The following is a 15,706-nucleotide window of genomic DNA, read 5'->3' as shown; positions in this document are numbered from 1 at the left end:
GTTTTTCGTCCTGAACGACCCTTTCATGACATCCAGGCGTGCCCCTACGACCCGCTCGGCGTCCACTGTGGACTCTTGCGCGGCGACGGCAGCACCTCCGGAAGCGTGAAGCCTTCGGGCGAAGCGGAAAGGCCGACCCCGGCCCGCAGCGCGAGTTCCATCTCGAACCGCGCCCCCGGGTCGCGCAAGTGCTCGCCGAAGGTCGCCTGCAGCTGCCGCATGCGGTACCGGACGGTCTGCGGATGCACCTGGAGCCGCTCGGCGATATCGACGACGTTGCCCTGGCTGTCGAGCCAAGCGCGGAGGGTTTCGAGCAGCCGTTCCCGCTGTTTCCCGGTCATCTCGGCCAGTGGGGCGAACAGCCGGTCACGCAGCTGGCAGGTCAGCGCGGCGTCGGCGTTCACGAGCAGGGTGGCGAGGTGGTCTTCGGCGCGGATCACGCGGCGGGCCTGGATGATGCCGCGTTCGGAAAGGAGCAGGGCCTCGCGCGCCCAGCGAAGGGAATCGGCGACGGAATGCAGCGGACGGCACGGGCCGATCGACAGCCGGTACTCCGGCAGCGCGGCCTGCAGGGTGGCCAGGCGGGCGATCGAGATCTCGCCCGGGACGAGAAGGCGCGGCTCAGCGCAGTCGAGTTCGGCGAGGACGTCCGAATCCACCGCGTTGTGCCGCCGGGGTCTGACGGTCTCGCCGATCGGGTGCAGCACCACCGGGGTGGCGCGTTCGGGCACCGTCCAGCCGGTCAGCTGCGCGAGTTCCGCGATCGCCTTCGACGGCGCGGGCGGCGTCTCCAGCACCAGGTGCAGCAGTTTGCGGCGCCACGTGTCCAGCGCGCCGGCGGTGCGCGCCTTCGCTTCGAGGTACCCGTCCAGCGCGACGGACGCGAGTTCGTCCATGAACGCGAGCATCGCGTCGGCCAGTTGCGACATCACCGCGGACGACAGCCCGCTGCGGCGCCCGACGCGCATGATGCGCCGCCACGAGACCCGGGCCCCGACCCGATAAGCCGACTGGAGGGTGTCGAGGCTGCGGCCTTCCCGCATCTCGTTCTGCCCGAGCCGGTGGTGGACCTCGTGCGACTGTTCCTTGGAGACGGTGGGATCCGCGATCTGGGCGACGAAGAGCGTGATCGCGTACTCGACGCCCGCGCGGATCGATTTGCCGTAGGGCCCGTCGAGCGGGCGCGCGTACGCGGGGATGGTCGCCCGGATCTCGTCGACGATCTCGTTGGCGAGACTGCCGAGCTCCGGTCGCAAAATGTCGGCGAGTTTGCGGGGAAGTGCCGCGGGAGGCTGCGCAGCGTGTTCGATTCCGCGCTCCACCGACATCGCAGCTCCTTTGCTCCGCCCAGCGTCCTGACATCCCACGATCGTCGTGAGGTGACAACGAACACATCGCGAAGTCGCCCGTGAATGTGTCACCTTTCGCAGAAGAAACCGATTTCTTGTCACCATCGTGACAAAATCACGGGGCAGCCCTGAATTTTGATGACAAGTGCCCGGCAAACGCCTCGCACGGTACGTACGAACGGCCGAAGTGGATGCGACCGTGACGCAGCGTCACTGCTTTCCGGTGAGCAATTCACCGAGTACTTCGAGCACGGGGGCCAGCACGCGGACCTCGGTGCCGACGCATTCGGTGATCCCCGCGCCGACGACCTCGAAATCGCTCAGGCCGCGAAGCATCGTCACCAGACGTTCGATCGTCAAGCCACCGGGCTCCGGATAGTTCAGCCCGTCGAACTCCGCCGGGTCGAGCACGTCGAGATCGAGATGGACGTACACCTTGTCCGCATCGGCCAGCCCGGCGGCGACGTCGGCCGTCTCGACGACGAGCCCGCGCTCGACCACGGCCCGCTCGGCGTCGTCGAAGGCCCTCGTCCCGGCGAGCACCACGCGTCCGGGTTCGACCGGCGGATTCGCGGCGAACTCCGGGTCGCCCTCACCGAGCAGCGACCGCAGCACCATGCCGTGGAACGCGCCCGACGGCGACGTCTCCGCGGTGTTGAGGTCGGAATGCGCGTCGAACCAGGCGACGCCGAGCCCCGGACCGAAGCGGTAGCGCGCGACCCCGATCGGGATCAGTTCGACACCGCAGTCGCCGCCGATGGTGAGCACCGGCCCGCCCGGCGCCTCCAGCGCGGCGAGCTGCGCGGCCCGGTTCGCGCCGGTGAGCACCGCGCGGTTGGCGATGCCGTCGACCGCGGGCGAGGTCTCACGCGTCTGCCGGATGTGGTGCACCGGCACGCCCAGCACGTGGCCCGCGAGCTCGGCGAGCGCGACGCAGCCCTCGGGCAACTCCGGCGCCCGCTCGGTCAGTGCGCCCTGGAACTGGGGTACGGCGTTGATCAGCACCGGTCCACGTTAGCGACGGCCGCAAGTGCGTGAAGGCCGGACCGAGAGGCCGACGTTGCGAAAGCCACTTTCGCAACGTTGAAGGTTGCGAAAGTGGCTTTCGCAACGTCGGCGAAGGCTGGGATCGACGGTCACCCCTGGGCCCGGCGACTATGTCGCGAAAGCCACTTTCGGGACGTCTGATGTCCCGAAAGTGGCTTTCGCGACACCATCGCCCCGCCACTGCGCGTGAAGGCCCCCTTTCCTCGTCCATCCATGCCCCCGCCGCCGCCCTCAACGGACGCGCTGACGCGCGGCAGGACTGAACTCGACCGGGGGAAGGGGGCCTTCACGGGCAAATCACTCCAGGACGAGCAGCAGGTCCCCTCCTTCCACCTGCTGGACGGCGTTGATCGCGCGCCGCGACACCTTGCCGCCGGTCGACGCCGTGATCGACGCCTCCATCTTCATCGCCTCGATGGTCGCGACCGTGGCACCGGCCTCGACCTCGTCACCCTCGGACACCTGCAGCGTGACCACGCCCGCGAACGGCGCGGCGATCTGCTTCGGGTCGCCCTTGGCGGCCTTCTCCGTCGCCGGGATGTCCGACGCGATCGCGGTGTCGCGGACCTGGATCGGGCGCAGCTGGCCGTTGAGCGTGGACATCACCGTGCGCAGGCCGCGCTCGTCGGCCTCGCCGATGGCCTCCAGCTCGATCAGCAGCCGGACACCCTGTTCCAGGTCGACCGAGTACTCCTCGCCCGGCCGCAGGCCGTAGAAGAAGTCCTTGGACGGCAGGACGGAGGTGTCACCGTACTGCTCGCGGTGCGCCTCGAAGTCCTTCGTGGGCCCGGGGAACAGCAGCCGGTTCAGCGTCGCGCGCCGGTCCTCGGCGAGTCCCTTGTGGTCCTCTTCGGACAGTTCCTGCACCGGCTTCGGCTGCGCGCGGCCTTCGAGGGCCTTGGTGCGGAACGGCTCCGGCCAGCCGCCGGGCGGGTCGCCCAGTTCGCCGCGCAGGAAGCCGATCACCGAGTCGGGGATGTCGAACTTGTTCGGCTCCGCCTCGAAATCCGAGGGCGAGACACCCGCGCCGACGAGGTGCAGCGCGAGGTCACCGACCACTTTGGACGAAGGCGTGACCTTGACCAGGTGCCCGAGGATCTTGTCCGCGGCCGCGTACATCGCCTCGATGTCCTCGAACCGCTCGCCGAGGCCGAGCGAAATCGCCTGCGTGCGCAGGTTCGACAGCTGACCGCCCGGGATCTCGTGGTGGTACACGCGCCCGGTCGGCGACGAGAGCCCCGCCTCGAACGGCGCGTAGATCTTGCGCACGCTCTCCCAGTACGGCTCCAGGTCGCCGATGGCCTGCAGATCCAGCCCGGTCGGCCGGTCCGAGTGGTCGGTGGCCGCGACGAGCGCGGACAGCGACGGCTGCGACGTGGTGCCCGCCATGGACGCGACGGCACCGTCGACGGCGTCCGCCCCGGCCTGGATCGCGGCGAGGTACGTCGCCAGCTGCCCACCCGCGGTGTCATGCGTGTGGATATGCACCGGAAGGTCGAATTCCTTGCGCAGCGCGGAAACCAGCCGCACCGCCGCCGGCGCCCGCAGCAGGCCCGCCATGTCCTTGATGGCCAGGACGTGCGCCCCCGCGCCGACGATCTGCTCCGCCAGCTTGAGGTAGTAGTCCAGCGTGTACAGCTTCTCGGCCGGGTCCGACAGATCCGAGGTGTAGCAGAGCGCCACCTCGGCCACGGCGGATCCGGTCTCGCGGACGGCTTCGATCGCCGGGCGCATCTGCTCGACGTCGTTGAGCGCGTCGAAGATCCGGAAGATGTCGATGCCGGTCGCCGTCGCCTCCTCGACGAAGGCGTTGGTCACCTCGGTGGGGTACGGCGTGTAGCCGACGGTGTTGCGGCCGCGCAGCAGCATCTGCAGGCAGATGTTCGGCACCGCTTCCCGCAGCTTCGCCAGCCGCTCCCACGGGTCTTCGGCGAGGAACCGCAGCGCGACGTCGTAGGTCGCGCCGCCCCAGCACTCCAGCGAGAGCAGCTGCGGCGTGGTCCGCGCGACGACCGGCGCGACGGCGAGCAGATCCTTCGTCCGCACGCGGGTGGCGAGCAGCGACTGGTGCGCGTCGCGGAAGGTGGTGTCGGTGACGCCGATGGTCGGCGACTCCCGCAGCCAGCGGGCGAAGCCCTCCGGGCCCAGTTCGGTGAGCTTCTGCTTCGAGCCGGGCGCCGGTTCGAGGCCCTTGGGCAGCTTCGGCAGTTTCACCTGCGGGTCGAGGGTGCGCGGACGCTCGCCGTGCGGTTTGTTGACCGTCTTGTCGGCGAGGTAGGTCAGCAGCCTGGTGCCGCGGTCGGCCGAATGGCGCGCGGTGAGCAGATGCGGGCGCTCCTCGATGAACGACGTCGTGACGCGGCCTTCGCGGAAGTCCGGGTCGTCGAGGACGGCCTGCAGGAACGGGATGTTCGTGGCCACACCGCGGATCCGGAACTCGGCGACCGCGCGGCGGGCGCGGCCGACGGCGGTCTTGAAGTCGCGGCCGCGGCAGCTGAGCTTCACCAGCAGCGAGTCGAAGTGCGCGCTGATCTCGGTGCCGGCGAACGCCGTCCCGCCGTCGAGGCGGATGCCGGAACCACCGGGCGAGCGGTAAGCGCTGATCATCCCGGTGTCGGGGCGGAAGCCGTTGGCGGGATCCTCGGTGGTGATGCGGCACTGCAGGGCGGCGCCGCGCAGGTACACCTTGTCCTGTGACAGGCCGAGGTCTTCGAGTGTCTCGCCGGAGGCGATGCGCAGCTGCGACTGGACGAGGTCGACGTCGGTGACCTCCTCGGTCACCGTGTGCTCGACCTGGATGCGCGGGTTCATCTCGATGAAGACGTGATTGCCGTCCCGGTCGAGCAGGAACTCGACGGTGCCGGCGTTGCGGTAGCCGATCTGGCGGGCGAACTTCACCGCGTCGGCGCAGATCCGGTCCCGCAGTTCGGACGGCAGGTTCGGCGCCGGGGCCAGCTCGACGACCTTCTGGTGCCGCCGCTGGACCGAGCAGTCGCGCTCGTAGAGGTGGATCACGTTGCCCTCGCCGTCGGCGAGGATCTGGACCTCGATGTGGCGCGGCTCGACGACGGCCTTCTCGATGAACACCGTCGGGTCGCCGAAGGCCGACTCGGCCTCGCGCGCGGCGGCCTCGATGGACTCGCGCAGCTGCGCGGGTTCCTGGACGCGGCGCATACCGCGGCCGCCACCACCGGCGACGGCCTTGACGAACACCGGGAAGCCGATCTCCTCGGCCGCGGCGATCAGCGCGTCGACGTCGGAGGACGGTTCGGAAGAACCCAGCACCGGCACACCGGCGTCGCGGGCGGCCTTGACCGCACGGGCCTTGTTGCCGGTCAGCTCGAGGATGTCCGCGCTCGGTCCGACGAAGGTGATTCCTTCGTCCTCGCACGCGCGCGCGAGGTCCGGGTTCTCGGAGAGGAAGCCGTAGCCGGGGTAGACGGCGTCTGCGCCCGCCTTCTTGGCGGCCGCCACGATTTCCTCGACCGACAGATAGGCCCGCACCGGGTGACCGGGTTCGCCGATCTCGTAGGCCTCGTCGGCCTTCAGCCGGTGGAGCGAATTGCGGTCTTCGTGCGGGAACACAGCCACCGTGCCCGCGCCGAGCTCGAATCCGGCGCGGAACGCGCGGATGGCGATCTCACCCCGGTTGGCGACCAGTACCTTGCGGAACATGCCGGTCCTTCCCATCATCGGATCGGTAGGTGAGGCACGTTACCTGCTTGCTCCCGCAGGGCGGGAGTTGTTGCCCAGGTGATGGACATCATCCCTGGCCGAGTTGCGCTCCGGGACTCTGCAGCAACCTGTTCGCGGTGCCCTCGTGAACCCCGGTCAGCACATCGACGGAAGCGAGGTCGACGAGGGCTTTCGCGACATCCGGCGCCGAGGCGTCCGGGTGCAGGGCCCGGTACAGCGCGGCCACCCCGGCAACGTGCGCGGCGGCCGACGACGTGCCGCTGAGCACCCGGCCACCGCTCCCGCCCGCGTTGGGTCCCGGCACGTCGACGCCGGGCGCGAACAGGTCGACGACCTCGCCGTAGTTCGACGTCGACCCGACCTGGTCACTGGCGTCGGTCGATCCGACGGTGAGCGCTTCGGTGACCCGGCCGGGTGAGAACTTCCCCGCGTCGGTGGCCTCGCCGCCCGCCGGGAGGGCGATCGGGACGACCGCCGCGAGCGCCCGGACGGCGGCGTCGAGCTGGTCGTTGGCCGCGCCGCCGATGCCGAGGACGGCGACGGCGGGCTGCCGTGCGTTCTGCGTCACCCAGTCGATACCCGCGATGATCTTGTCGGTCGCGCCGCCGCCCTGTGCGTCGATCACCCGGACCGGGACGATCTGCGCGGCCTTCGCGACACCGAAGGTCCTCGACGCGGCGACACCGGCCAAGTACGTGCCGTGACCGTTGGTGTCGGTGGTGTCCGTGCCGCCGTTCAGGAAGTCCTTACCGGGTTTGACGCGGCCGCCGAAGTCCGGATGCGCCGCGTCGACCCCGCTGTCGATCACGTAGACCGTGACGTCCTTGGCGTCGGTCTCGTAGTGGTAGAGCTGATCGAGACCGGTTCGCTGGTCGATCCGGTCCAGCCCCCAGTTCGGCGGGTTCTGCTGGACTTCCGTCGCGGAAGCGGGCTGCGCCACCAGCACCAGGAGCGCCAGCGCGGCCATGATCCGTACCAGTCGAATGATCATGCCTTGGCTCTACGCCTGTACCTGTGGGGCGGCAACCCCGGAGTGTCACCCGTTCGACTGGTCTTGGCCGATATGCGCGCTGACCGTCGACTTCGGGAAGCAGACCAGCGCGTCGAACGCCTCGACGACGTCGACGGGGTTGAACAGGTGCGCGTGCCGGATGCTCTGTGGTCCCTCGGTTCCACGTCGCGCGCGAAGGTCGACCAGGCCGGGGCCCTCGGCTTCGACGCTGCCGTCCGCCGGAGCGTCCAATTCCTGGCGGTACACGGTGAAACCGAGCCGCGCGGTCGCATCCGGCTTGAGCCCGGTGGTCTCGCCCTCGACCGCGGTGAGCCCGAGCGCGAAGTAGTCGTCGCCGAATTCGGCGGCCAGATGCGTCCCCGCCGACGGCGAGGTGAGGCCGGGAAACGGCGAGAACGGCACGCGCTGGAGATGTCCGTTGTGGAGCATCACGACGATCTTCGTGTCGTCACCGTGAAGCCGCCGGATCAGCCGGACGGTGTCGGCCATGTACGCGTCGCGCGAACCGCTCTGCAGGGCGGGCGCGGCGCCGGACATCATCGCGGCGACCTCGGCGAGGTACGCGTCGACGCGTACCGCGCCTTCGACGTGGTGCTCCGCGACGGCGGTGTCCCCGTAGACGGGACGCAGCGAGGTGAGGTGGGTCTTGAGCCGCGTGAGCGCCGCGGTCGCCTTGTCCTTGGCCTCGGCGTCTAGGGCGGCGTACTTGGCGGGCGCGTCCGCGCTGCTGACCGAGGCGTATCCCTTGGTCGCCTCGATCGCCGCGTCGACGAGGCTCGACGCCTCCGGGTCCACAGTGGACAGATAGGCGCGGACGGCGTCGAGCGATGGCACCGGCGAGCCCGCGGAACTCGGTACGTCGAGGCCGTAGTAGGCGACGTCGCCGCGTTCGCGGAGCCACGTCAGCATTTCGTGCGCCTCGGGGGACTCCCCGAGCGAGAACGTGAAGCCGTCGCGACCGATGTCGGTGACGTCCCCGGGCGCGCCCTTCAGCCAGTCTTCGACGAGCTTTCCTTCGGCGAATCCGGATTCGAACGCCAAGACCCGGAAGCCGTGGTGCTCGACGAGGTGCTGGAGCAAACGATTGCGCAGGTCGCCGAACTCATGGACGTGGTGGTTGTTTTCACCGATGGCGACGATCTTGGCGTCTCCGACGAGTTCGGCGATCTTCGCTGGGTCTGGCATACTGGCCACACTAACGCAACAGGAGTAGCAATTGGCAACCTCCGGCACCCAGCGGCCCGGCGGCCGGACCGAACGCACGCGCCAGGCCGTCTTGCACGCAACCCTCGATCTGCTGGCCGAACGCGGGTTCGGCGAATTGACCGTGGAGGCGGTCGCCGAGCGGTCCGGCGTGCACAAGACCACGGTGTACCGGCGCTGGTCCTCACCGGACGGTCTCGTCGCCGCCGCGCTGCAGATGGGCGCGGAGGACGACTGGAAGGCGCCCGACACGGGGTCGCTCGAGGACGATCTGTACGAGGTCGCGGCCGAGGTGGTGCGGTACTTCACCGAGCCCGCGCTGAAGGAGTTGCCGACGGCGTCGGTCCTGGCGGCCTTCCAGTCTCCGCAAGCGGCCGAGGCGCTGCACGACTTCTACGCCGATCGGCACGTGCGCATGGCGCCGATCGCGGAACGGGCCGTCGCGCGGGGCGAGATCCCGGCCGGCACGGATGGCGACGAACTGGTGCGGGCGGTGTGCGGGCCGATGTTCTACCGGCTCTTCCTGTCGCGGGAAAGTGTCACGGTGGCGGACGCACGGGTCACCGCACGTGCGGTGGCGGTCGCCGCGCGCGAAGGCGCCTTCGTTCGGCCACACGTTTAGTCGCGGAAATACGCGGTGGGGCGGTGATCGGTTGTTGATGAAGGAATCGGGACATTGAGTGTCCCGATTCCTTCATGGCCGTGGGTTATGTCGGCGATGGAGCTTGGTCGACGGAGGATCGAGAACACTCAACGTCCCCGATTTTCGCTGATCAAGGGCCATGCCTGGATCCCGCACTCGGGTGTCCCGGCTCCACGCACACGAGATCCGCTTTCAAGCACGCGAGACCCGGCTCTGAGCACGCCACCGTTGGCTTACCTCTCAATAACCCGAATCGCCGCTCACGACCACCCGCCAGTTCGGTCTGGTCATGAGCCACGAGCGGCTTACCGGGGAGAAGGAGGTTTTCACTGCAGCGAAAAGGTGTGGTGATCGATTCGTGCGGCGGCGATCGTGGTTTCGTCAGCAACATCCACAGAGGGGAAATATCATGCGAACCAAGCATGTTGTCGTGTCCACGATTGCCGGCGTCGCGCTGGCGTTCGGCGTTACGACGGGGACAGCAGCAGCCGCCGACGGTGGCACGACCGGCGCGCCGGTCGTGCTGGGTGCCTGCCCGGATACCGGTAATGAGGTCAGCATCAGCGGCGGCTACGCCGAGTGGGACATCACGTGCGAAAAGGGCCGGGTGCACGTCCGGGGGCACGTCAAGGACACCGCGCTCGACGGCAAATGTGCGCGGGTGAAGGCCACGAACATGACCGGAGGCAAGACGAAGAAGGTGTCCGCCTGCGGCTGGGGCACCGACAAGAAGATCAACTTGGATCTCGGTAAAGGCAGCAAGGGAGCCGAGGTCTACCTGTACAAGTCGTGAGGCCCAGCCTGAGTTGATCGCGCAGGAGTGAACCCGGCCCGGATCCCCGAGCCGGGTTCACATACGGTGTCCGACTCCAGGACCAGACAAGTCTTTGACACCCCGGGACTCGATCTCGGCCAGATACCGCCCCAACCGACGGACGCCTCCCGCACAACCTGCGGAAACTCGGGAAGAACAGTCTTGGACACCTCTGGATAATATCTCAAGATAATCGAACCTGTATTCGTAATTTAAGCGACAATGAAACCGGCGAAACAATACTGAAGGGTGATAGAGCCAGAAACACCGCTACACCCGAGCTCTTGAGGTCAGTTTTACCGTCAGCGCCGGGAACTTTCCGGGCCAGACTGGTTTCTCCGTGCCACGAGAGGGGACCGTCATGACCGAGGAAGTCCGGAAGCCGACGCGCGAGATGCCGCGCCAGCTCAAGTTCGTCCGCGTTTTCCTCTGGGTGCAAGCGGTCCTCAACATCCTCGTCAGCGTGCTCGTGACCGCGCTCGCGATCAACGAACTCGACCACGGCAACGAGGAAGCCGGCCTCGCCCTCGCGCTGGCGATCCTCGGTTTCGTCGTCGCCGCCGTGCTGATCGCTTGCGCGATAAGGATTTCCCACGGTTCGCCCTGGGTGCGGCCGACGGTCATCGCGGTGGAAGGGCTCTCCGTCGTCATGGGACTGATCAGCCTGGTCAACGGCGGGGCGATCACCCAGCTGATCGGCATGGGCATCGCCGTCGGCATCATCGTCACCCTCAACAAACCCGAGGAAACCGCCTGGTTCAAGCGCTGACGAGAGCGATCCGGTAGCGCACTTCGGCAAGCGGGACGTCCTCGCCGGGCATGGTGTCGGTCTTCGTCGCCCCGTCCGGCACCCATCCCCCGGCCGAGTAGAAACGCCGGGCGCGTTCGTTGGTTTCGAGCACCCAGAGCGTCGCCTCGCGGTGCCCCGAATCCCGCAGCGCGGCGACGGCGGTGTCGAGCAGCAGCCTGCCCAGTCCCGTGCCCCAGCGCGCCGGTTCGAGGTAGATCGCGCGCAGTTCCCCGCGGACCCGGTCGACGGCGGTGAAGCCGAGGAGCTTTCCGTCTTCGACCAGGACCAGGATGTCGCCCCGGTTGGCGGGATCGGCGAGCGTCCGCTGCCAGCGGGCCGCCCGTCCCTCGACGGACAGATCGCGAAGGTAGAGCTCGGGCAGCAGGCCCTGGTACGCCGACTGCCACGACCGCACGTTCACCTCAGCGATGGGCCAGGCGTCCTCGACGGTCGCGAGGCGGATCGTGGCCATCGTCAGCTTTTCACTTCGCGGGCGGCGAAACCGGTCACGACGGCCAACGCGAGCACCGCCCCCAGCGCGATCCACCAGCCGGCGCCGGTGACGCTCGAACTGCTCGGCATCGCGTAGGAAAGCACGCACGCCATGACGATGCCGCCTCCGGCCACCCCGCCGAGGAAGGCGATCCCGAAGGCCACCGGCCGTAGCAGCACACCGAGCAGCGTCCCGATCAGGAGCACCACCGAGACCACGAGGTAGATCGCCGCCTCGTCGGCCCGGCTCGACGAGTAGTCGAGCAGTTCGACGGCCTCCGCCACCAGCCCGGCCGTACCGGCGGCCCCGGCCACGAGGGCCGCGATGGCGAGTCCGCCCCTCGGCTTCCCCAGCCCGAGACGGAAACTCCGGTCACGCCGCACCGAGATCAGCGCGCAGACGGCCCCCGCGAGCAGGCAGCCGTCGGTGAGGACCAGCAGCACCGGACCGGACGGGATCGCCGAAAGCAGCGCGAGTCCGCACAGCGCTCCCGGCCCCGCCAACCGGCGTGTGGCAGGCAGGAACATCATGATCCCCGCCGCGATCGCGAAGATGCCGAGCGGTACGACCGTCCAGCCGCCGTCTTCGAAGAAGTCCTCCATGCTGCGGCTGAGCGCGAGACTGATGGGCAGCAGGTACACCGCGGCAGCGAACGCGAGCACACTCGCGGCGACGGCGAACGGCTCGAACTTCGGCGCGGCTTCGACCGGCCGCACGGGTTCCACGACCGTCGTTTCCGGGATCTCCACGGGCGGGGCGGGTTTCGGAGCCGGTTCGGGCCGCGACGGCGGCACCGGCGCGGGTTCCGCGACCACCTGGCCCTCGACCCGTACCACGACCTCGCCGGTCGGTCCGGTCACCGTGATCCGCCCGTCGAACGCCCCGAGTTCCGACAGCTCCAGGGAGATCTCGGCCCCGTCGGCGTCCTCGGTCACCCGCAGCCAGGAATGCGACGAGGCGAAGTGGCACGCCCGCGCGATCGGCGGCCCGGCCAGCCGGACGCGCGCCACCGGCCGCGTCCCCCGGACGACCTCGCCGAACCGGACCACTTCGGACTCGGCCCGCACCCGCGCTTCGGCCCGCGCCAGTTCGGCGGCCTCGGCGATATGCCGGATGTCGGTCTGCGCCATCGTCGTGAGGACCTCGTGCGCGCCGATGGCGACCGACAGGTTCTCACTCGTCAGCCGTCGCTGGAGTTCGGTCACCGCGCCGAGGCGGGTGAACATGTTGGGATCCTCGCTCGCCGCGCGCAGATCCGCCGGGACCGGCGACGGTTTGATCCGGCGGCGCCTGCTCCTGGCCAGATACAGCTCGCCCTGCATCTCGATGTCACGACTGGGTGTCTGATTCGGATTCCGCTCCCGGACACTGTCGAACAGGTAGTCGTAGAGCTCGCTGAGCGCGATCCAGCCGTCCTCGTCGCGGTCCGCGTCGCCCGTCCGCAGCCCGTCGACCAGTGCCGAGGTGAACACCGACGGCCGCGCGTGGTCGTCGGCGAGCTGATCACCCTCGAAGGCGTACTCGATGGAGTTCGACGCGGTGATCACCGCCCTGCCTCGGCCGCCGAAACCCCCGCCGGGGAACGCGTCGAGCACGTTGGCCTCGCCGGTGGCGCGCACGGCGACCCCCTGGCTGAAGGCGCCGCCGTAACAGCAGTCCAGCAGGAGGACGATGCTGCGCGACCGGCTCATCCGCATACAGCGCTGGACGAAGTCGGCGGGGACGGCGGTCGACGCGAGCCGCTCCGGCCGGGTGTTGCGGGCGGCGAAGAACAGCTCGCCCGATTCGCTTTTCAAGCCGTGGCAAGAGAAATGCACCAGCAGGACGTCGTCCGGCGCGCTGTCGGCGAACAGATCCTCGACCCGGCCCGCGATCACGTGCGCGGTCTCGTCGCGTACCACCTGGACGTCGAACTCGCTGACGGCACGGTCGGCGAGGACCTCGGCGAGCGCCTCGGCGTCGGCGGCCGGGGACCGCAACGCGCTCAGCCCGGGGTTGTCGTACTCCCCGTTGGCGATGATCAGGGCCCGCCGTTCGCCGGTCATGACGACGAATGCCTGCTCACGAAGAGATCGACGAGTTTGTCCTGATCGGTGAGCGTCGCTTCGGACAGCTCCAGCACGTCGCCGTCGATCTCCAGCCGGACCGTGCGCCTCACCCGTCCGCCGCGCGAAAGCCATTCCCGCACGGCCGTCACCACCGAGCGCAGGCCGTCGGCGGACTTCCCGAGCGTGACGAGCAGGCCGCCCGCGGTCGCCACGTCGAAGCCCCGCGCGCCTGGTGGCGCCTCACCGGCGGGCAACGCCTTGACGTCGGAGACGCCGCGATCGATCAGTTCCCCTCGGAGGTACCCGGCGAGCCGCTCGACCCGTTCCGCGTCCGCCCCCTCCTCACCGAGCTGGACCCGCACCGCTGCTGTCATCCCGGCCTCCCTCGCCCGTACGGATCGAGGAAAGCCCCTCGGCCCGTCCGGCGGCAAGGTCCGATCGGGCAGAGATGTTCACGTCAGCTTTTTTCCAGGTACTCCACACGATCTTCGTCGACGACGTCGGCGATCATGTGCGCCAGCCCCAAGTAATTCCCCAAGGCCGGGTCCTTTTCGACGATTTCCGACGCGCGGGCCCTCGCCTCGGCGATGACCTCCTCGTCCTGCAGCAACGAAAGCAGCTTCAGCGTCGACTTCTTCCCCGACTGCGCGGCGCCGAGGATGTCGCCCTCGCGGCGCAGTTCCAAGTCCATTCTGGACAGTTCGAAACCGTCCGTCGTGGACTCGACGGCGGCGAGCCGCTCGCGGGTGGTCGTCCCGTCCAGGGTCTCGGTGACCAGCAGGCAAAGCCCCGGCACGCTGCCCCGGCCGACCCGCCCACGCAACTGGTGCAGCTGGCTGATGCCGAAGCGGTCGGCGTCCATGATCACCATCGCCGTCGCGTTCGGCACGTTCACGCCGACCTCGATCACGGTGGTCGCGACGAGCACGTCCAGATCACCTTTGGCGAACGCCTGCATCACGGCGTCCTTGTCGTCGGCGGGCATCCGGCCGTGCAAGGCGCCGATCTTCAGCCCCTTCAACGGTCCTTCGGCCAGCTCGGGCGCCACGTCGAGGACGGCGAGCGCGGGCCGCTTGTCCCCCTTGTCCGAAGCCGGTTCGTCCCCGATACGCGGGCAGACGATGTACGCCTGATGGCCCTTGCCGCATTCCTCGCGGACCCGCTGCCATGCCCGGTCCAGCCATGCGGGCCGTTCCGCGACCGGCACCACCGACGTCTTGATCGGCGACCGGCCGGCGGGCATCACGCGCAGCGCGGACGTCTCCAGGTCGCCGTAGACGGTCATCGCGACCGTGCGCGGGATGGGCGTCGCGGTCATGACGAGGACGTGCGGGCTGGTCTCGTCGGAACCGCGGGAACGCAGCGCGTCCCGCTGCTCCACGCCGAAGCGGTGCTGTTCGTCGACCACGACCAGGCCGAGATCCGCGAAGGACACGGTGTCCTGGATGAGCGCGTGTGTGCCGACGACGATCCCGGCCTCGCCGCTGACCGTCTCCAGCAACGCCTTCTTGCGTTCCTTGGCGCCCATCGAACCGGTCAGCAGGGTCACGCGCGTCGCGTTCTCCGCGCCGCCGAGTTCGCCCGCCTGCCCGAGGTCGCCCAGCATCTCGCGCAGCGACCGGGCGTGCTGCGCGGCGAGGACCTCCGTCGGCGCGAGCATCGCCGCCTGCCGTCCGGAATCGACGACCTGCAGCATGGCGCGCAACGCGACCACCGTCTTGCCGGAGCCGACCTCACCCTGCAGCAGCCGGTTCATCGGATGCTCGGTGGACAGATCGCGGGCGATCTCTTCGCCGATCTCCTGCTGGCCCGACGTCAGCGCGAACGGGAGCCGCTTGTCGAAGGCGTCGAGGATGCCGCCTTCGGTGTGCGGGCAGGCTTTCGCGGGCCGCGAGACCAGGGAATGCCGTCGCTGCGCGAAAATCAGCTGCACCGCCATGGCTTCGTCCCATTTGAGCCGCCGGCGCGCGGAGTTCAGCGCGTCCCAGCCCGAAGGACGGTGGATACCGCGCAGCGCGCTTTCCAGGCTGGGCAGGCCGTACTGGGCGAGCAGCTCGATCGGCATCGGGTCCTCGTCGACCTCCAGCACGTCCAGCACTTGCCGGACGGCCTTGGCGATCACCCAGGTCGGGATCCCCTGCGCCGCCGGGTACACCGGGATGATCTCGGCGAGGAAGTCGTCCATCGCCTCGGCCTGCCGGTCGGCGTCGAACAGTTCGTATTCGGGGTTCGCCAGCTGGAGGACGTCGCGGAAGGCGGTGACCTTGCCCGCGAACAGCCCGTTCTTGCCGGGTACGAGCTCCTTCTCGCGCCAGGCCTGGTTGAAGAAGGTGCACTGCAGGCGGCGTTTGCCGTCGGTGATCACCATTTCGAGCAAGGTGCCGCTGCGCGCCTTCATCCGGCGCTTGTTGACCCGCTCGATCCGCGCCATCACGGTGGCGTGCTCGCCGAGTTCGAGACCGGCGATGTCGGTGAGCTGCCCGCGCTCGGCGTAGCGGCGTGGGTAATGGCGCAGGAGGTCGCTGACCGTCTCGATCTTGAGGCCCTTGGCCAGCGCCTTCGCCGTCGCCGCGCCCACGACCAGCTTGAGGTCCGCGCGCAGGTTGGTCAT

At 68.9% G+C, this 15,706-nt stretch carries 12 protein-coding genes; 3 read left to right on the top strand and 9 right to left on the bottom strand.

The annotated features are described in order from the left end of the window. Window positions 1-44: 44 nt before the first annotated feature. The 5 genes from AJAP_RS08785 to AJAP_RS08765 form a co-directional block, all read right to left on the bottom strand. Window positions 45-1,328 (bottom strand): PucR family transcriptional regulator, encoded by a 1,284-nt coding sequence (locus AJAP_RS08785; protein WP_038509555.1) that lies wholly within the window; start codon window positions 1,326-1,328, stop codon window positions 45-47. A 231-nt stretch (window positions 1,329-1,559) separates the two neighbouring features. Then, complete coding sequence (locus AJAP_RS08780; protein WP_038509553.1) at window positions 1,560-2,354, bottom strand: arginase family protein; 795 nt, start codon at window positions 2,352-2,354, stop codon at window positions 1,560-1,562. A 339-nt stretch (window positions 2,355-2,693) separates the two neighbouring features. After that, window positions 2,694-6,071 (bottom strand): pyruvate carboxylase, encoded by a 3,378-nt coding sequence (locus AJAP_RS08775; protein WP_038509552.1) that lies wholly within the window; start codon window positions 6,069-6,071, stop codon window positions 2,694-2,696. Between the two features lie 88 nt (window positions 6,072-6,159). Beyond that, a complete protein-coding gene (locus tag AJAP_RS08770; protein ID WP_038522687.1) occupies window positions 6,160-7,059 on the bottom strand; it encodes a S8 family peptidase in 900 nt (299 codons plus the stop codon). A gap of 69 nt (window positions 7,060-7,128) precedes the next feature. After that, complete coding sequence (locus AJAP_RS08765) at window positions 7,129-8,289, bottom strand: erythromycin esterase family protein (RefSeq protein ID WP_038509550.1); 1,161 nt, start codon at window positions 8,287-8,289, stop codon at window positions 7,129-7,131. Between the two features lie 31 nt (window positions 8,290-8,320). On the opposite strand from AJAP_RS08765, the gene AJAP_RS08760 reads away from it, so the two are divergent. The 3 genes from AJAP_RS08760 to AJAP_RS08750 all read left to right on the top strand — a co-directional run bounded on the left by AJAP_RS08760 (window position 8,321) and on the right by AJAP_RS08750 (window position 10,533). Beyond that, window positions 8,321-8,929 carry a TetR/AcrR family transcriptional regulator gene (locus tag AJAP_RS08760; RefSeq protein WP_038509547.1) on the top strand — a complete coding sequence of 203 codons (609 nt, stop codon included), beginning with the start codon at window positions 8,321-8,323 and terminating at the stop codon, window positions 8,927-8,929. Window positions 8,930-9,359: 430 nt separating this feature from the next. Next, window positions 9,360-9,743, top strand: a complete 384-nt coding sequence (locus AJAP_RS42430) for a hypothetical protein (RefSeq protein ID WP_051972389.1) — start codon at window positions 9,360-9,362, stop codon at window positions 9,741-9,743. 382 nt (window positions 9,744-10,125) lie between these two features. After that, on the top strand, window positions 10,126-10,533 hold the full coding sequence (locus AJAP_RS08750) for a hypothetical protein (protein ID WP_038509545.1): 408 nt from the start codon (window positions 10,126-10,128) through the stop codon (window positions 10,531-10,533). Here the strand turns inward: AJAP_RS08750 and AJAP_RS08745 are convergent. From AJAP_RS08745 to recG, 4 genes are all read right to left on the bottom strand, one after another. Beyond that, complete coding sequence (locus AJAP_RS08745) at window positions 10,523-11,026, bottom strand: GNAT family N-acetyltransferase (protein ID WP_038509544.1); 504 nt, start codon at window positions 11,024-11,026, stop codon at window positions 10,523-10,525. The two genes, AJAP_RS08750 and AJAP_RS08745, sit on opposite strands and share 11 nt — an antisense overlap. 2 nt (window positions 11,027-11,028) lie before the next feature. Continuing rightward, window positions 11,029-13,092, bottom strand: coding sequence for a caspase family protein (locus AJAP_RS08740; RefSeq protein WP_038509541.1), 2,064 nt, complete (start codon window positions 13,090-13,092; stop codon window positions 11,029-11,031). After that, entirely contained in the window at window positions 13,089-13,469 is a 381-nt protein-coding gene (locus AJAP_RS08735) for a hypothetical protein (RefSeq protein ID WP_051972388.1), read from the bottom strand. The genes AJAP_RS08740 and AJAP_RS08735 overlap by 4 nt, the downstream gene beginning before the upstream one ends. An 83-nt stretch (window positions 13,470-13,552) precedes the next feature. After that, window positions 13,553-15,706 carry an ATP-dependent DNA helicase RecG gene (gene recG / locus AJAP_RS08730; RefSeq protein WP_037342091.1) on the bottom strand — a complete coding sequence of 718 codons (2,154 nt, stop codon included), beginning with the start codon at window positions 15,704-15,706 and terminating at the stop codon, window positions 13,553-13,555.

The sequence above is a fragment of the Amycolatopsis japonica genome (assembly GCF_000732925.1).
Taxonomy (GTDB): Bacteria; Actinomycetota; Actinomycetes; order Mycobacteriales; family Pseudonocardiaceae; genus Amycolatopsis; species Amycolatopsis japonica.
Note: the sequence above shows the minus strand (reverse complement) of the source record. Positions and strands in the feature narration are given on the sequence as shown.